Genomic DNA, 15258 nt, shown 5'->3' with positions numbered 1-15258 from the left:
ATGAAAAAAATTAATAGGAGTACTTTTCTAAAACAAACTTTTGGTATTGGTTCTGCCATGTATCTGATGCCTACGCTTGGTTTTGCATCAGCGGGAAATCAGCGACATAATGGTATATCGTCTCTATGGCAAGAAATGGTGAAGGCCAATGATCAACATGTTCAAAATTTACTGGACAAGGGAGACAATGCAAATAAGCATGGTGGACGAAGCTACGGTTATAATTTTGCGATGCTTGCATCTGCCTATTGCTGCAGTGATTCCCGGTTTTATGAGGCTGCTGAGGTGATAGGCTTATTGGACTATACTGCGGACAAGCTGATCGAAAACCAACGGCCAGATGGCACCATTAACGCTGGAAACCTGGAGTCTCCACCTGATACGGCATTTATCATGGAGCCCCTGTGTGCAGGGGTTTATATTTTGAGCCAAAAATCTGACCGTGCGTTAGCTCCAGTTAAGAAAAAGATCAAAGGATTTGTACTAAAGACAGGTGAGGCGCTGGTAGTAGGAGGGATACATACCCCGAATCACCGTTGGGTGGTTTGTCATGCGCTGGCCAGGATCAACCAGCTTTATCCTGATCCGCAGTATGTTGACCGTATTGATGAGTGGCTCAGCGAAGGGATTTATTTGGACAAGGACGGGCATTATCCCGAACGTAGCATGAACTATTCCGATGTCGAAAACAATGCTTTTATCGCCTTGGGTAGGCTGTTGGGCCGCCCAGAATTATATGATGCTCCTCGGAAGAGTTTGGAGATGACCTATTATTATATGGAGCCAAATGGCGACTTGGTAACGACAGACAGTAGACGGCAAGACCAATACTCCCATAGAAGTATTGTGGTGCAGTATTTACACTATCGCTATTTAGCCAACTATGACCAAAATGGTCGCTTTGCCAAAATATGTCAGCTGATTGAAGGCTTTCCTGGTTTTGATCGGATTATTGTAGAAGAAGCACTATTTCACTTTATGGAAGATGGAATGCTTCGAAAGGACCTTCCCGAAGGAGAACCTGTTCCGGTGGATTTCGAAAAACTGTTTACCACCAGCAGTCTGGCGCGAATCAGGAGGGAAAATACCACGGCCACAATTTTTGGTGGTGTGGACTGGCCTTTGATCATTGCCTCAGGCCGATCTGTCAGCCCTAACTTTTTTAGTTACCGAAAGGGCAATGCCATTCTCTGGTACATGCGGATGTCTGCCAGTTTTTTCAGTATGGGACATTTTAGGAGCCAAGGACTTCGTCATGAAAATGGCAAATATCACCTTTACCAAAAGTTGGAGGCACCCTATTACCAGCCGTTGCCAAAATCCCTTAGAAACAAAGATGGAGATTATGAACTTACCCCAAGCGTGGACGGAAGATTCTGGAGCAAAATGGCGTTTGACAAGCGTCCCTTGAGCAATGTAAAGACACTGGAAAGTAAGGTAACTGTCGAGGAATACAATGGTAAAGTGGATGTACTCTTTGAGGTGAGTGGATTGGAGGGAGTGAGTGTAACTGTGGAAATGTGTTTTGATCAAGCAGGCCAATTGAAAGGGGTAGAACCTGCATATGATGGGGAAGATAATTATTTCTTGACTGATGGTCAAGGCGTCTTTGAAAAAGATGGGGATAGGATCACCTTTGGTCCGGGCATCAAAGAACATGGACGCATCCGTCGCTTGGACGGGGAGAAATATAGTGTGCATTTTGGATCTTTGCGAACTGAAGGCAATCATGTCTATCTCACCGGCATCACTCCATTTACCCACAAACTCACATTTCAATGATTTATCAGCGATTTAAACACCTGTTTTTTTTGCCATTGGTAGCTTGTCTTTCAGTGGGAGGATGTGAACCCAAAGTGGACGATGATGCATCGATAACGGTCAGTAACCCCAGCCAGATTGATTTGGTCCAAAAGCCTATCCGCATTTCAAGGTCAGCACTGGATACTACTTATCGGATAGGAATGGCACCGCTGCTTATTTCTGGGGCAGAAGACACGATTCCAAGCCAGTTGGTAGATACCGATGGAGATGGCCAGTGGGATGAGTTGTTCTTTTTGGTTGATTTAGATCAAGGCACTTCCATGCAAATTGGCCTAAACTGGCGACAGAGTGTACCAGAATGGAAGGAACAAACCTATGTGCGCTTTGGAGTAAGGTCTTCGGAATCGGATACCGTTCGTCCGGCCAAAAAGGACACCTTCTACCCCAATGAGTTGCCGGGCGTGATGGGCTATCAGCCTTATCAAACAGATGGTCCCTCATGGGAAAATGACAAGGTAGGTTTTCGTCACTATTTGGATGGAAGAAATTCCAAGGATGTTTTTGGCAAAAAAATCCATGGTATGTCTCCTAGGAATGTCGGAATCAATAATGCAGGCGTAACCGAGGATAATTACCATGTCATGGAAGACTGGGGCAGGGATATCCTGTCCGTGGGTACCTCAGTAGGACTTGGGGGGTATTCACTGATGATCGGCGAGGAGTTGGTACGGTTGGGCGTTACCCAGCGAGACAGTGCCAATAATGTGGCTGCGACGACTTTTGAAGTAGTCGAAAGCGGGCCGTTGCTATCAGTAATGACCTATGACTACGAGGATTGGATGCCAGAAGGAACCGGGAGGACTTACCAAGTGAAAGAAACGACGGAAATCTGGCCTGGAATGTATGGGTACCATAATTCAGTGGTATTCGAAAATTTACAAGGAGACGAAAGCGGTGTAATCGGACTCGTCAACATCCATACGGAAAAGGTGCTCCAAACCTTCAAAAAGGATGGGTTTACCGTGCTTTTCACACATGATAAGCAGACCTATGACAAGGAATGGTATTTGGGAATGGCATTGATCATTCCAGATGCGGTGTACCAAGGCTGGACAAAAGCGCCACAAACGGGCCAACTAACGGATAGTTTTCTGGCCAAGGTGAAGGTTAAATCAGGTGAGCCATTGGAGTATTTTGCAGTAGCGGCCTGGGAGCTGGCCGATCCGGGATTTGCGAAGGAAGCGTATTTTAGGGAGTACTTGGAGAAATTGGTTGGAGAAATTGCGGTACCAATAGCGACAGAAATTAAATGAAATAGGTAATTAAAGATGAAATTTATTTTATTGCGCTCTCTGATGAATATTTCTTAAATGAATAATTTAGGTATTTTGCATAGGTTGTTTATGTATTACCTTTCATTTTCCACCAAGTGATCATTTCGGTTTTGTGTGATTAAAATAGGGAATCAAAACTTTGGCACAGATATCCCGTATTCATTTAACATTAATTGTAGCTTGGCTAAAAGTATTATGATAAAACAAATGAAAAGACTTACATTCCTCCTGGCTTTTATGCTGTTCGCTTTTTTGGGTATGGCCCAAGAAGAACAAGCGATCAAATGGTACACTTTTGAAGAAGCCACCGCACTAAACAAGGAAAATCCCAAAATGGTCATCGTGGATGTTTATACGGATTGGTGTGGCTGGTGCAAAAAGATGGATAAGGAAACCTTTACCGATGCAGAAGTGATCAGTTACTTGAACGATCATTTCTATGCCGTGAAGCTGGATGCAGAAAACAACGGTAAGAAATTTGAATTTAAAGGGGAAGAATACACCGAGGCGAGTATGGCGAGGGCCATGCGGGTAAGTTCTTATCCCAATTTTGTAATTATTGATTCCACCATGGAAAATATAACCCAACTTCCTGGATACCGCAAACCTGAGGCTTTTATCAAAGACCTCAAAACTACTATTCAGCGGTTTGGTAAAGATTAATGAGGCCACTTATCAATGCCGTTTAGTTAGTGTGTATCTGGAAAATATGGGTTCTATATTTTTTCCTTGGGCAGTTATTTTTCTAGCTAAATCCCTAGGTGGTTTTCATCCCTTTACCTTTGTCACTTTTTTGCTTCAGGTCAAAGTCGAGTAGGCCTGGGCCCTATGCCCAAGCCTCTCTCAGAACCGTACGTGACAGTCTCCCGTCATACGGCTCTTGACAATCAAATCTGATGTTCCAGATTTTGTTTCAAACAACTCCATCTTCCCTAGTTTTTAGGTTGTGGAACCATTCAAAACCGATTGCCTCAGTCCCTTCGCTCTTTCTCCGTTTCCAGAGCTTTCAACACTACTACGGACTGATCCGCCCCATCCCTAATAAAGGGGATGGTTCTCCTGTTCCATCCAACCGCCTGTTTCGAACTCCTGCCGCCTTAATGCCGCCTGCCAATAGGCCAACTCTCAGTCTGCGCTGCCTATTTTGTCCCGGAAGTTACTCTAGCCCCCGGTTTTGACAGGAAGTATTTTTCACGACACTTCATCGAACGGTTCACTTTCGTTCAGCTTTTCGAAACGCATTCCTTCTGATCGCTCAGTACCACAGCCTTGAAAGCGCAGCACCATCAGGGGAATTTGACTGGTCTGCCTGATCCAGTCCCAGCCGTCGTGCCAAGGGTTGTCACGCCCTATTCGACATCAGTTGGATAGCATGTCCGGTTTCCCGAACTTCAGGACACACAAAGTAACCAAAAAACCCCGCCGCTACGCCACGGCGCACAGGTGTGCAGCTATTGGCCTAAAATTAAAGGCTCCCCTCATGCAGGCAAACTCCTCCTGTCTAAAGCCAAGCAGGCCTATCTAAAGCCAGGTAAACCTTCTTTAGCTGCCAACATTATTTTTGGGCAGCACTTCGTCAAACAAGCCTGCCTTCTTGCCCCGCTTTTTAATTTCTTAACGCCCAATACCTGCAAGGCGGATTCAGTTAATAACCTGAGCTCGACTTAATTTTTGTATTAAAATCGTTGCGAACCCTTTTAAGGAGGATGTGGGTTGGAAAAGGGTGTGGCAACTCGCCGCGGCGAGCTGCCACGGCTTCCACCCCTCATATCTCCCTCTAAGCCTCGCAGTGACGATTTTAAAATTAATAAGTCCCAAAAAGGTATCGCTTCCTTATTACGGCCCTTGGTATGCCTGTTTTCCAGCCGATGGTGGAGGCCGTTAAGAAAGGGAGTTGGCTCGCGTCGTGGAACAGCGAGACCCACTCACTTTTAGGCCGTAGCCATCGGGTGGAAATTATAATGGGCGACGGATCCACGTCGCAGGGGAAATTTATGTCCCATTTTAAAAGGCATACCACCGGCCTAGATTTTTTTCTTTCTTTTTTCATCAATGGAAAAAAGGAAAAGGATAAAATCCACCAGGATGATCAGGTTTCCCCAGCCAAAGTCAATCAAAAAAAAAAAGGACTTTTAGGTATATGAAAAGAAGGAAATCCCCTTAACTAAACGGCATTGGGCCACTTATGTAATGATCACAAAAATGATTTTACATCATGCCAGTCCAAATACATGTCACCATCGAGTTTTGGTCATTTTACCGAGAGGTGGAGAATCAAGAAAATCGGTTTTGAGCCATCATTGCGGGGACGTCAGCCTGAATGAAGTAACATCATTGGGACGAAAGACGATTTCCCTGTTAGACTAATGAAAGATTCGTCATTTCTCCCAATGTCTCGTATCTTTGTGTCCTTATACATGACCTAATCCATTTGCATGAGCTTTTCGATCAGTGAAAAAGAAGATACCATCATTGCCCTTGCCACTCCCCAAGGGATAGGCGCCATAGCCGTTATCCGTCTTTCCGGTAAGGATGCCATTCGGCTTACCAATGAGGTGTTTACGGGCAAAAACCTAGAAGACCAAGCCAGCCATACCATTCATTTTGGGACAATTAGGGACGGTGAACGGGTGATTGATGAAGTATTGGTATCACTGTTTATTGCGCCAAAATCCTTTACCAAGGAAAATGTAGTGGAGATTTCCACACATGGATCTTCTTATATCATAAACCAAGTGATCAAACTGTTGATAAGGAAAGGGGCGAGGCCTGCCAAACCTGGAGAGTTTACCCAGCGGGCATTTCTGAACGGGCAATTTGATCTGGCTCAGGCCGAGGCAGTGGCAGACCTGATTCATTCGGACAGTGAAACATCCCATCAGGCAGCACTCCATCAAATGAGGGGTGGGTTTAGTGGAGAGATCAAGGAGCTGCGTAACCAATTGATCCATTTTGCCTCGATGATAGAATTGGAATTGGATTTTGTGGAAGAGGATGTGGAATTTGCCAGTAGGGATGATCTGCAGCAGTTGGTTGAAAAACTTTTACGCGTAGTGGAGCAGTTAATTGGGAGTTTTGACTTGGGAAATGTGATCAAAAATGGGGTACCGACGGTCATTGCCGGTAAGCCCAATGCCGGAAAATCCACGTTACTAAATGCGCTCCTCAATGAAGAAAAGGCCATTGTTTCGGACATTGCTGGCACCACGCGGGATTTTATCGAAGATGAAATCAATATTGGCGGGGTGATTTTCCGTTTTATCGATACGGCCGGCCTACGGGAAACGACGGATACCATTGAAGCAATGGGGGTTTCCAGGACCCAGGAAAAGATGAAAACCGCCTCGCTAATTTTGTATATTTTTGATCTTAGTGACACGGACATGGTAGAAATCAACCGTGACATCAATAAGTTAGAGAATCTCGGTGTACCATTCGTAAAGGTGGCCAATAAAATAGACAAGGCCAGCAATGAGTTTGTAGAAGAGTTAAACAAAAAGCATCCCGACACGATCTTTATTTCTGCTGGTCAGAAGGAGCACTTGGATGATCTAAGGGACAAGGTATTGGAGTTGGTAAATTTGGACAAATTCAGAACAGGCAACACCGTAGTAACCAATATCCGCCATTATGATTCGTTGGTGAAGACTCGAGAATCATTATTGGATGTTTTAGAGGGCATTGACAATGAAATCACCAACGATTTTTTGGCGATGGACATCCGCCGTTCCCTCCATTTTCTTGGAGAAATTACCGGTGAGATTACTACTGATGATTTACTGGCTAATATATTTAGTAAGTTTTGTATCGGCAAATAAATCCAGATTTCTTTAGTTCTAAATGTTTTTCTTTACCCTGTAAATCAGTTATTTAAACGATTTTTACTTGTTCATAATATTCTTTTTTGGTACATTGGTTACATCATTTGTACATCTTTATGAAAAATGGTTGTACAATTGTTCAACTTTTAAACCATACCTGTATTATGAAGATATCTTTAAAGAAGAAGAAACTACAGAATGGAAAGCTAAGTCTTTTTATAGAATACTATAAAGGCTCTACTATAGATGAGAAAGGCAAGCGAATCCATTTAAGGGATTTTGAGTTCTTGAAGATTTATCTGCACCAAAATCCAAATTCTGCTAGAGAAAAGAAGGAGAACAAGGAAAAACTCCATCTGGCAGAAAATATCCTTGCGATCCGGCAAAGTGATTACATTCAGGGAAAGTTTGATGTAAAAAACCTAAGCAAATCCAAGCGACCTTTTCTTGATTTTTTTAAGGAGAAGATGGAGGAAAAAGCCAATTCAGAAAAGAATTATGGCGTATGGACGTCCGCATTTGTTCACTTGAAAAACTGTGTTAGTCCTAATTTTCTATTTGATGAGGTTGACGATAGTTTTACCAAAAGGGTAAGACGGTATTTTGATGAAAAAGCCCGCACGAAGAGTGATCTTCCCCTTTCCATGAATTCCAAGTACTCCTATTTTAATAAATTCAAAGCCTGTCTAAGAAGTGCCTTTGATGATGGCTATTTAAACATCAACTACGCTGCTAGGGTGAAATCCTTTGAACAAGCAGAAAGCCAACGGGAGTATTTGACCTTTTCTGAACTGCAGGCTCTCACCAATACCCAGTGTAAGTACAAGGTTCTAAAAAGAGCTTTTTTGTTTTCATGTTTAACTGGACTTAGGTGGTCTGATATCAATGGCCTTACCTGGTCTGAGGTCCGGGATGAGGATGATAACACTTTCAGGGTAAACTTTCGACAAAAGAAAACAGATGGGGTAGAGTACCTATATATTTCCAAGCAGGCAAGGGATTTACTTGGTGAACGGCAAACCCCACATGACAGGGTATTCTACGGTCTTAAGTACAGTGCTGTTTATAATAATGAAATTGTGAGGTGGTGCAACCGAGCTGGGGTATTCAAGCACATTACCTTTCACAGTGCCAGGCACACCAATGCGGTACTATTATTGGAAAATGGCGCTGACCTATACACCGTCCAGAAGAGATTAGGACATAAGGAGATTAAAACAACGGCCATTTATGCTAAAATAGTGGATGAGAAAATGAGGGAGTCTGCCCATATAATACCAAATCTTGAACTAAACTTAAAACTTTAGGTTATGGACAATTTTCCTTATCGAATTGTCATAATGGTATTTTTGCTCCTATTATTGGCTGGGGCTTACAATACCCTATTTATTTACTATTCGGATTTTAATACATTTAGATATGTGACCGTTACTATCATGATTGTTGTGGGAGCATACTATATTTTTAAACTGGTAAGACGATATCCTATTTGGTATTCAGAATATATGTTTAATAGGAAACCGGTCGGTATGAAGAAAAAAGTGGAAAAGCCAAGACTATTTTTCTACTCATTCTCTGTACCCATTATGCTCCTGTCGATTTTTGTTTTCCTTAATTCCTCTTCCTATGGCCTGCTTTTGAAAGATGTAGCATTCTTTTCATTGATCTTTGGTCTATTTATCATCTCCCTTATTTTCATGGATTTTACTTGGAGTATGAAGTTTGAAGAACGGTTTTTGCCAAAAGCCAAGAAAATAATAAATGAGAATAAAATTAAGGATTTCGAGATTGAATTGAACAAAAGTCAATTAGAGAATATGTTTGACAATTTTGTAAAACATGGAATTTTTATGTACGATGATGATCAAGTCAGAATCGAAGATCGTGAAAGTTTTGTCAGGTTATTCTTAGGTGGAAAATTTCCCCTAAACCCTATGTTTAAGTTGGAATTTAGAAATCCTTCAACATCCTATTTATTAACCAAATTACAACAATACACTGTTAACCTTAACAGTTCTAATCTTGGAAAAATTTTTACCAATAAAAATGGCCATCTTAAGCCTGGATCACTTTATGCTTCGAAATCCAATAATAGAAAATATAGCATCGCACCAAAATATAAGGATGATATCGACCAAATCTTTAATGAAATGGAGCAACTACCTTAAGAATCACCATAAAAATATTAAGGATGCTTAAGCTGTCATCCAAATTAATTTTTTCAATTATTTCCTTTGCTTTATCTATCAAACAAAATAAAAAGCAATGGAAAACGAAATTATCTTACAAAAACTCAACCGAATTGAAAAGTATATTTGTGGCCTAAAAAATATACTAAATGTAGAGGAGCTATGTGAATATACTGGCTTCAAAAAATCATTTATCTACAAGTTAGTCCATGAGGCTAAAATCCCGTATTCCAAACCCAATGGGAAGATGCTATTTTTTGAGAAAAAGAAAATTGATGAATGGCTATTGCAAAACAGCCATAAACCAGAAAGTGAGATCAAAATGGATGCCTTTCGATACAAGAAGACCAGATAAATTAAACTTTGGTCAAATTATTTGAACGGGATTATGAGAACCCATAAAAAAGTCAAAGACCTTGATGGTGGCTCGAATTCTTCCACGGTACGAATGATTAGGTATCTGATGTCCAAGTATGATTTCATCAATAACGTTGTACTGAACGAGGTGTTTGCCAGTGAGAAAGAAACCAACCGTTACCATCCGGTCAATCCTAATACACTGTACATAGAAGCCAGGGCAGGAGGTTACCGGACTTCGGTGGGTGAAATATCCTCCTTTCTCAGTTCGGACTATATCCCTTCAACAGATCCCTTTGTGGCCTATTTCGAGAAGCACAAGGAACTATGGAACCAGGCAGAGCATGGCGATTATATCGCCCGCTTTGCTTCCTATATCCATGCCGAGGACCAGGGTAGGTTTAATGTACAGTTCAAGAAATGGTTGGTGCGTTGTGTGGCCTGCAGTATACGGGACGACTATTACAACAAGCAGGCGTTCATCTTTATCCAGGACAAACAGAATACGGGGAAGACCACGCTAACACGCTTTTTGGTTCCTCCTGAACTAAGGGAGTATTATGCTGAGAATATCTCAGTGGACAAGGACAGTTTAATTGCCCTTTGCCAGAACTTCGGGATTATCCAGGATGAACTCTCCACCCTTTCCCGGGCAGAGATCAATGCCCAGAAAACCCTGATGAGCAAGTCAACCGTGAAAGTTCGCCACCCCTATGACCGTAAAGCCAAGATGGAACCGAGAAGGGCATCCATATGGGGCAGTACCAACAAGGCCGAATTCCTGACCGATGAGACAGGGAGTGTCCGCTGGCTCTGCTTCCCCCTCAAAGGAATTGACTGGGACTACAAAAAGGACATTGATATCAACATTGTCTGGTCCCAGGCCTATCAGCTCCTCTATTCCGATTACCGGTTTGAAATGACCAGGGAGGAGATCGAGGAGAATGAAAGGGCCAATGTCTTTTTCAGTTCCCTCACCGTGGAGTTTGAGCTGGTCCAGAAATACCTTTTGCCGGGAACCAAGGAAGATCCCTTTATGACCGCATCGGATATTGTGACCATGTTGACCGGTCTTGAAGATGGAAAGGTCAGGATCAGCATACAGGAGGTCGGAAAGGCGCTTAAAAGATTGGGCTTTGAGCAGTGCTCCAAGCGTGGCCACCATTCCTCTGCCTACCCCAGAAAGGGATATTATGTCAAAATAGAAAATCAGGGTACTACCTACTACAAAGGTTATAACCGTTAGATATACAGTGGTTTAAGTGTAGTAGGTGGTTGAAAGAGAAAACTACTACAGCTTACTACACAGCTACTTGTAGTAGCCTGTAGTAGCACCAGAAAAAAGGGTACTACACCACAAACTTCCCTGAAAACACCTTCATATTATCATTAGGGAGCGATTTGTAGTATGTAGTAGTTGTAGTAGGCATATTTTACATTTTCACCATTTAACAACCTTACCATGAACATCAAACAAGCAAGCGAGCTGTCCATTATTGCCTTTCTTGAAAAGCTTGGCATCAGGCCCTCCAAGGTTTCCGGGGATAGTTATTTCTATCATTCCCCATACAGGAAAGAAAATACACCTTCCTTTAAGGTCAGTGCCTCCAAGAACCTATGGATTGATTTTGGGGACAACAATTATGGGGGAAAGGTCCTTGACCTGGTCATGAAATTGAAACCAGGCTTGTCCGTTTCCGATGCCCTTCATTACATCGAAGATATTACTGGTAATTCTTTTTCTTTTCACCCACAGGTATCCATGGAAAAGGAGCGTGAGCATAAAATAGTAATCCGATCGGTCAAAGCCATTGGAAGCAACCCGGCCTTAATGGATTACCTTCTCCACCGGAAGGTCAGCGCCGAGACGGCATCCAGGTTTTGCATGGAAGTGTATTATTCCATAGGGGACAAAAAATATTTCGGGATCGGAAACAAGAACGAGAACGGCTGGGCCATACGGAATGCCTATTGGAAAGGCAGCAGTGCGCAGGGCATTAGTTACTATCCAGGGGAAGGCAAAACCCTCCATATGTTCGAAGGGATTTTTGACCTGCTCAGTTTCTATGAACGAAAGCAAAAAGATGTCGAACCCGATGACTTTCTGGTGCTGAATTCCCTGTCCAACATGGATGCGGCAAGAAAGATTTTGGGAGAATTTCCGCAGGTAAATCTTTACCTGGACAATGATATACAGGGCAAGGCGTGGACAAAAAGATTGCTGAAAGACTTCAGCCAATGCACTGATCAATCAGGTAAATATTTGGGACATAAGGATCTAAACGATTACCACCGAAAGTCAAAAAGCGTTGGGGTGCGAAGGTAGCAACGTTTTATAAATCGTAGCGAAGCAAGCCATGTTTTGGTCTTACCAAAACGGCTTGCTTCGCTACGCTCAGGTTGAAATTCACTCCGTTCATTTCACTCATGGGAAGACCAAAGAAACCCGAAGATCAGAAGAGGAATATAAAGTTTACTTTCCGCATGACCGAAGAAGAGCTCAGACTGCTGGGAAGTCTATGCGAAGTGGCAGCGATGCCGGCCGCTGACGTGGTCAGGTCCTGCGTGTTCAAAAACAGGTTGCCCAAGGCAAAGGTTGCCAAACTGGACAGGCAGACCTATATGGAGCTCAAAAGGATCGGCAATAATATAAACCAGATTGCAAAACACCTCAATTCAAAATTTGAAGTGTCCGCAGACAGGGCGAGGGCGATTGATGCCCTTTCCGCAAAATTGGATCAAATCATCAAACTGCTGCTCCATGATCGCTAAACAGTCCATCGGAAAAAACTTTATGGGAGCATTGGATTATAATCTCAAAAAGATGGTGACCAGTGATGAAGTAAAGCGTGCAGAAGTTCTGGAAACAAACTTTAGCAGCTTGGACAGGGAAATGGTACAGAAAGAAGTAGAGTTGATGAAAAGCATGAATCCACGGCTTAAGCGGAATACCTACCACGTCAGCCTAAGCTTTGGCAAGGAGGAAAAAATATCAAATAAAAAAATGCTGTCCATAGCCAATGCATACCTGAAAGGCATGGGCTTCGATGACAATGCCTATTTCATTTTCAGGCATCATGATGCCGAACACCCCCATTGCCACTTGCTGGCATTGAGAAACCGGTTTGATGGAACAGTGGTCTCCGATAGCAACAACTACCGAAAGAGCGAAAGCTTGGTGAGAAAACTGGAAAAGAAATATGGTCTGCAACAAGTTAAGAGCAGCAAGGAAGCTAAGGTCAAGGCGCCCAATAAGGATGAAATCGAAATGGTGATGAGAACCGGAAAACCATCCAAGAAAATGGTGCTCCAGCAAATAGTGGGAGAGGCCTTAAAGCAGACCAATACCATGACAGACTTTATCCAACAAGTTGAGGCAGCAGGGGCTAATCTACTGTTCAACCAGGCCAGTACCGGCAGGGTGTCAGGCGTGGCCTACTGCTATGAAGGCTTTAAGGCCAAGGGGCAATCTTTGGGCAACCAATTCAAATGGAAGAACATCGCAAATACTTTACACTATGAGCAAACTAGAGATCGCCAAGCAATTGGCCAGGCAAACGCAAGAACAACATCAAAATACCCAGGAGGACTATCAGGAAATGGTCAAAAAACAACTCGAGTTCATGGGGTACATTCCCAAGATCCAGGACAGTCTCCTGCACATCAGCAGAAAGCTGGACAGACAGAACGATCAGATCGAGACCAATTATCAATGTGGGGTCAAAATGAATTCCAAACTGGAATTGGTAAAAAAGGAACTTCAACATCAGGGGGAATTACAACAAAAAATCGAAAAGAAATTGACCTTGGTCATCAAGTTGTTGGCGGTGCCATTGATATTCTTGACCTGTTGCTTAGGCCTGTTCCTAATTCTGGGGAGGTAGATCCAATTCCTCGAAAGAAAAAGAAGAAGCGGAAAAAGGGTAGGAGTATTTAAAGCAGTGATTTTAGAACAATTAGGTGACATAATGAACGGGGGTGAATTTGATGATTTTTTACCCTTGTTTTAATAACCAGTGTAAACTCTACCTTCGTTTAAGCTCCCTGATAAGGCCATATAACTTAGGCATAAAACCTAACAATCCGCCTGATATCCACGAAAGTTCAGACCCTGAACTGCAGCTTAGAATTTCTCCAAAACGGAATGATCCTCTTTCCTGGTGTTTTTCTCAAACCATCGTTTATACCAGAATTCGGTGTACATATGGTTACTTTTCCAAAACAACTCTTTGTTTTCAATATTCATTTTCTCTGTGGTGTCATAGATTGTCCTGACAGCTTTTAGCTCTCTAAACATTTGCTTGATCTCCTTCTTGGAGTAGGAGGGCTGGCCAAAGCGGCCTGCTATAAAAAACTTCTGAGCAGATTTGATTTGATTGTCAGTAGCATCCTTATTTCCATAGCAAAGCATCCACATAAAATCCATTAAGATATCTTCCGGCTTTACTTTTAGAATGGCACATAATAACCGAAAGTTACTGGGGATAAAAAGGTCTAATTTTCTCCAGCGTGAAGAATACATGTTTCCGATCTCAGTGTATTTTTCGTATATGTCCACTACGATCACTTTAGATTTTTTCTTTTTCATGGCAGTACAATTTATGTTATGCCATTTAAGATCGTGTCTGATTATGAGATAAAGTATTCTGTAGGGGGATGTTTTAGAATTAAATGGGATATATTAATTTGCTACTTTTACCCTTGAATAAACTAATATCCAAACAATGCATACTAAAACACAATGCTTTATCAATGATTTAGAAAAATTCAGAAAGAAATTCCCATTTCCGTTTAAGTCGGAAAACGATGATTTTTTATCTGTGTACCAAAGAACTATTGAGGAGATTCAAAGTTTTTGCGAAACCGAATTTGATTGGTTCAAGTCGGATAAAAACGAAGTGAAAACCACCTTTAAAAAAACTCATGATTTGACCTACAAAGTAATCCAGAGCAAATTAGATGACGATGATGAAACGGCTATTGGTAATTTCAATGAGCTAATGAAATCATCAAATAATAGGAATTTGTCTTTTGATTCGTTTTTACCTCTTGATCAAAAAGACTTTTTCCGCATTAGACGTTCTAATTGCAAAGATGGTAAGCGTCTCCCCTTCACAAAGGAAGATTTATTCCATATCAAGTATTTTGAAAGGCGCAAGTGCAGAAACTATAGGTTTAGCATTTCTGGAACTCCTGCTTTGTATTTGGGAGAATCTATTGAGCTTTGCGAAGAAGAGACTTTCAATGGGGATACTATTTCAGAATATTATATTTCTAAGTTCAGAAGTCGTGATTCGTTCAAAGTAATTACAATTGATTTTCCAGAGTTCGTAATTTGGAGATTAAATCATGATGGCGATTATTTTTCCGCTTTAAGATTTCTAGCTTTTCTTCCTTTTACAAGATCCTGTCTTTTTAAAACTGCGCCTCCCCATAACCACCCTTATAATCCGGAGTATATCGTCCCTCAGATGTTAATGAGTTATATAAAGAAAATCAAGAAATATGGTGGAAAGGAAACTATGAAATATGATGGAGTAAGGTTTCCTTCCACAAAACTCACCTATGATGCGATTACCAAACCTGTTCTGAATTATGCTTTTCCCGTAATGGATCCGGATGAGGACGGCTTCTGTAAAAATCTTAAGAGAATATTTGGTTGGACAGATCCGGTGGCTTCGGAGATTGATTATGCTAAAATGAAAAGTATTTTGTGTAAAGGAGTGGAAGAAATTGAAATGTCTGAGAATTTAAAAAATATTAGAGCGGTTTTTGGTCATAAAATTTAATTAT

General features: G+C 41.9%; 14 protein-coding genes. 13 read left to right on the top strand and 1 reads right to left on the bottom strand.

Annotated elements, in window-relative coordinates:
• The 12 genes from FDP09_RS16590 to FDP09_RS16535 all read left to right on the top strand — a co-directional run bounded on the left by FDP09_RS16590 (nucleotide 1) and on the right by FDP09_RS16535 (nucleotide 13402).
• Complete coding sequence (locus tag FDP09_RS16590; protein WP_137403735.1) at nucleotides 1-1782, top strand: hypothetical protein; 1782 nt, start codon at nucleotides 1-3, stop codon at nucleotides 1780-1782.
• Nucleotides 1779-3077 carry a DUF4861 domain-containing protein gene (locus FDP09_RS16585; protein ID WP_137403734.1) on the top strand — a complete coding sequence of 433 codons (1299 nt, stop codon included), beginning with the start codon at nucleotides 1779-1781 and terminating at the stop codon, nucleotides 3075-3077. The genes FDP09_RS16590 and FDP09_RS16585 overlap by 4 nt, the downstream gene beginning before the upstream one ends.
• A gap of 228 nt (nucleotides 3078-3305) precedes the next feature.
• Nucleotides 3306-3761, top strand: a complete 456-nt coding sequence (locus tag FDP09_RS16580; protein ID WP_137403733.1) for a thioredoxin family protein — start codon at nucleotides 3306-3308, stop codon at nucleotides 3759-3761.
• A gap of 1187 nt (nucleotides 3762-4948) precedes the next feature.
• Nucleotides 4949-5242, top strand: coding sequence for a hypothetical protein (locus FDP09_RS16575; RefSeq protein ID WP_137403732.1), 294 nt, complete (start codon nucleotides 4949-4951; stop codon nucleotides 5240-5242).
• Between the two features lie 291 nt (nucleotides 5243-5533).
• Complete coding sequence (gene mnmE / locus FDP09_RS16570; RefSeq protein ID WP_137403731.1) at nucleotides 5534-6916, top strand: tRNA uridine-5-carboxymethylaminomethyl(34) synthesis GTPase MnmE; 1383 nt, start codon at nucleotides 5534-5536, stop codon at nucleotides 6914-6916.
• A gap of 167 nt (nucleotides 6917-7083) precedes the next feature.
• A complete protein-coding gene (locus FDP09_RS16565; protein WP_137403730.1) occupies nucleotides 7084-8226 on the top strand; it encodes a tyrosine-type recombinase/integrase in 1143 nt (380 codons plus the stop codon).
• 222 nt (nucleotides 8227-8448) lie between these two features.
• Nucleotides 8449-9087 carry a hypothetical protein gene (locus FDP09_RS16560; RefSeq protein ID WP_137403729.1) on the top strand — a complete coding sequence of 213 codons (639 nt, stop codon included), beginning with the start codon at nucleotides 8449-8451 and terminating at the stop codon, nucleotides 9085-9087.
• A 97-nt stretch (nucleotides 9088-9184) separates the two neighbouring features.
• The gene (locus tag FDP09_RS16555; RefSeq protein WP_137403728.1) at nucleotides 9185-9463 is read left to right on the top strand and encodes a helix-turn-helix transcriptional regulator; all 279 of its coding nucleotides are present in this window, start codon (nucleotides 9185-9187) and stop codon (nucleotides 9461-9463) included.
• Nucleotides 9464-9496: 33 nt separating this feature from the next.
• Nucleotides 9497-10711, top strand: a complete 1215-nt coding sequence (locus FDP09_RS16550) for a VapE domain-containing protein (protein WP_137403727.1) — start codon at nucleotides 9497-9499, stop codon at nucleotides 10709-10711.
• A 216-nt stretch (nucleotides 10712-10927) separates the two neighbouring features.
• The gene (locus FDP09_RS16545) at nucleotides 10928-11791 is read left to right on the top strand and encodes a toprim domain-containing protein (RefSeq protein WP_137403726.1); all 864 of its coding nucleotides are present in this window, start codon (nucleotides 10928-10930) and stop codon (nucleotides 11789-11791) included.
• A 101-nt stretch (nucleotides 11792-11892) separates the two neighbouring features.
• The gene (gene mobC, locus FDP09_RS16540) at nucleotides 11893-12237 is read left to right on the top strand and encodes a plasmid mobilization relaxosome protein MobC (protein ID WP_137403725.1); all 345 of its coding nucleotides are present in this window, start codon (nucleotides 11893-11895) and stop codon (nucleotides 12235-12237) included.
• Entirely contained in the window at nucleotides 12227-13402 is a 1176-nt protein-coding gene (locus FDP09_RS16535) for a relaxase/mobilization nuclease domain-containing protein (protein WP_137403724.1), read from the top strand. The genes mobC and FDP09_RS16535 overlap by 11 nt, the downstream gene beginning before the upstream one ends.
• Before the next feature lie 186 nt (nucleotides 13403-13588).
• On the opposite strand, the gene FDP09_RS16530 is transcribed toward FDP09_RS16535, so the two are convergent.
• On the bottom strand, nucleotides 13589-14053 hold the full coding sequence (locus FDP09_RS16530) for a hypothetical protein (protein ID WP_137403723.1): 465 nt from the start codon (nucleotides 14051-14053) through the stop codon (nucleotides 13589-13591).
• Nucleotides 14054-14189: 136 nt separating this feature from the next.
• Here FDP09_RS16530 and FDP09_RS16525 point away from each other — a divergent pair, with 136 nt between their 5' ends.
• Entirely contained in the window at nucleotides 14190-15254 is a 1065-nt protein-coding gene (locus tag FDP09_RS16525) for a hypothetical protein (protein ID WP_137403722.1), read from the top strand.
• Nucleotides 15255-15258 lie beyond the last annotated feature (4 nt).

Origin of the sequence: Echinicola rosea (genome assembly GCF_005281475.1) — a bacterium.
GTDB classification, from domain to species: Bacteria; Bacteroidota; Bacteroidia; order Cytophagales; family Cyclobacteriaceae; genus Echinicola; species Echinicola rosea.
The sequence above is the reverse complement of the archived record's forward strand: the minus strand, read 5'-3'. Positions and strand labels throughout refer to the sequence as shown.

Bases quoted from the DNA above. Each gene is read 5' to 3' on its own strand.
- FDP09_RS16590 (WP_137403735.1), top strand. From the start codon at position 1: ATGAAAAAAATTAATAGGAGTACTTTTCTAAAACAAACTTTTGGTATT.
- FDP09_RS16585 (WP_137403734.1), top strand. From the start codon at position 1,779: ATGATTTATCAGCGATTTAAACACCTGTTTTTTTTGCCATTGGTAGCT.
- FDP09_RS16580 (WP_137403733.1), top strand. From the start codon at position 3,306: ATGAAAAGACTTACATTCCTCCTGGCTTTTATGCTGTTCGCTTTTTTG.
- FDP09_RS16575 (WP_137403732.1), top strand. From the start codon at position 4,949: ATGCCTGTTTTCCAGCCGATGGTGGAGGCCGTTAAGAAAGGGAGTTGG.
- mnmE (WP_137403731.1), top strand. From the start codon at position 5,534: ATGAGCTTTTCGATCAGTGAAAAAGAAGATACCATCATTGCCCTTGCC.
- FDP09_RS16565 (WP_137403730.1), top strand. From the start codon at position 7,084: ATGAAGATATCTTTAAAGAAGAAGAAACTACAGAATGGAAAGCTAAGT.
- FDP09_RS16560 (WP_137403729.1), top strand. From the start codon at position 8,449: ATGAAGAAAAAAGTGGAAAAGCCAAGACTATTTTTCTACTCATTCTCT.
- FDP09_RS16555 (WP_137403728.1), top strand. From the start codon at position 9,185: ATGGAAAACGAAATTATCTTACAAAAACTCAACCGAATTGAAAAGTAT.
- FDP09_RS16550 (WP_137403727.1), top strand. From the start codon at position 9,497: ATGAGAACCCATAAAAAAGTCAAAGACCTTGATGGTGGCTCGAATTCT.
- FDP09_RS16545 (WP_137403726.1), top strand. From the start codon at position 10,928: ATGAACATCAAACAAGCAAGCGAGCTGTCCATTATTGCCTTTCTTGAA.
- mobC (WP_137403725.1), top strand. From the start codon at position 11,893: ATGGGAAGACCAAAGAAACCCGAAGATCAGAAGAGGAATATAAAGTTT.
- FDP09_RS16535 (WP_137403724.1), top strand. From the start codon at position 12,227: ATGATCGCTAAACAGTCCATCGGAAAAAACTTTATGGGAGCATTGGAT.
- FDP09_RS16530 (WP_137403723.1), bottom strand. From the start codon at position 14,053: ATGAAAAAGAAAAAATCTAAAGTGATCGTAGTGGACATATACGAAAAA.
- FDP09_RS16525 (WP_137403722.1), top strand. From the start codon at position 14,190: ATGCATACTAAAACACAATGCTTTATCAATGATTTAGAAAAATTCAGA.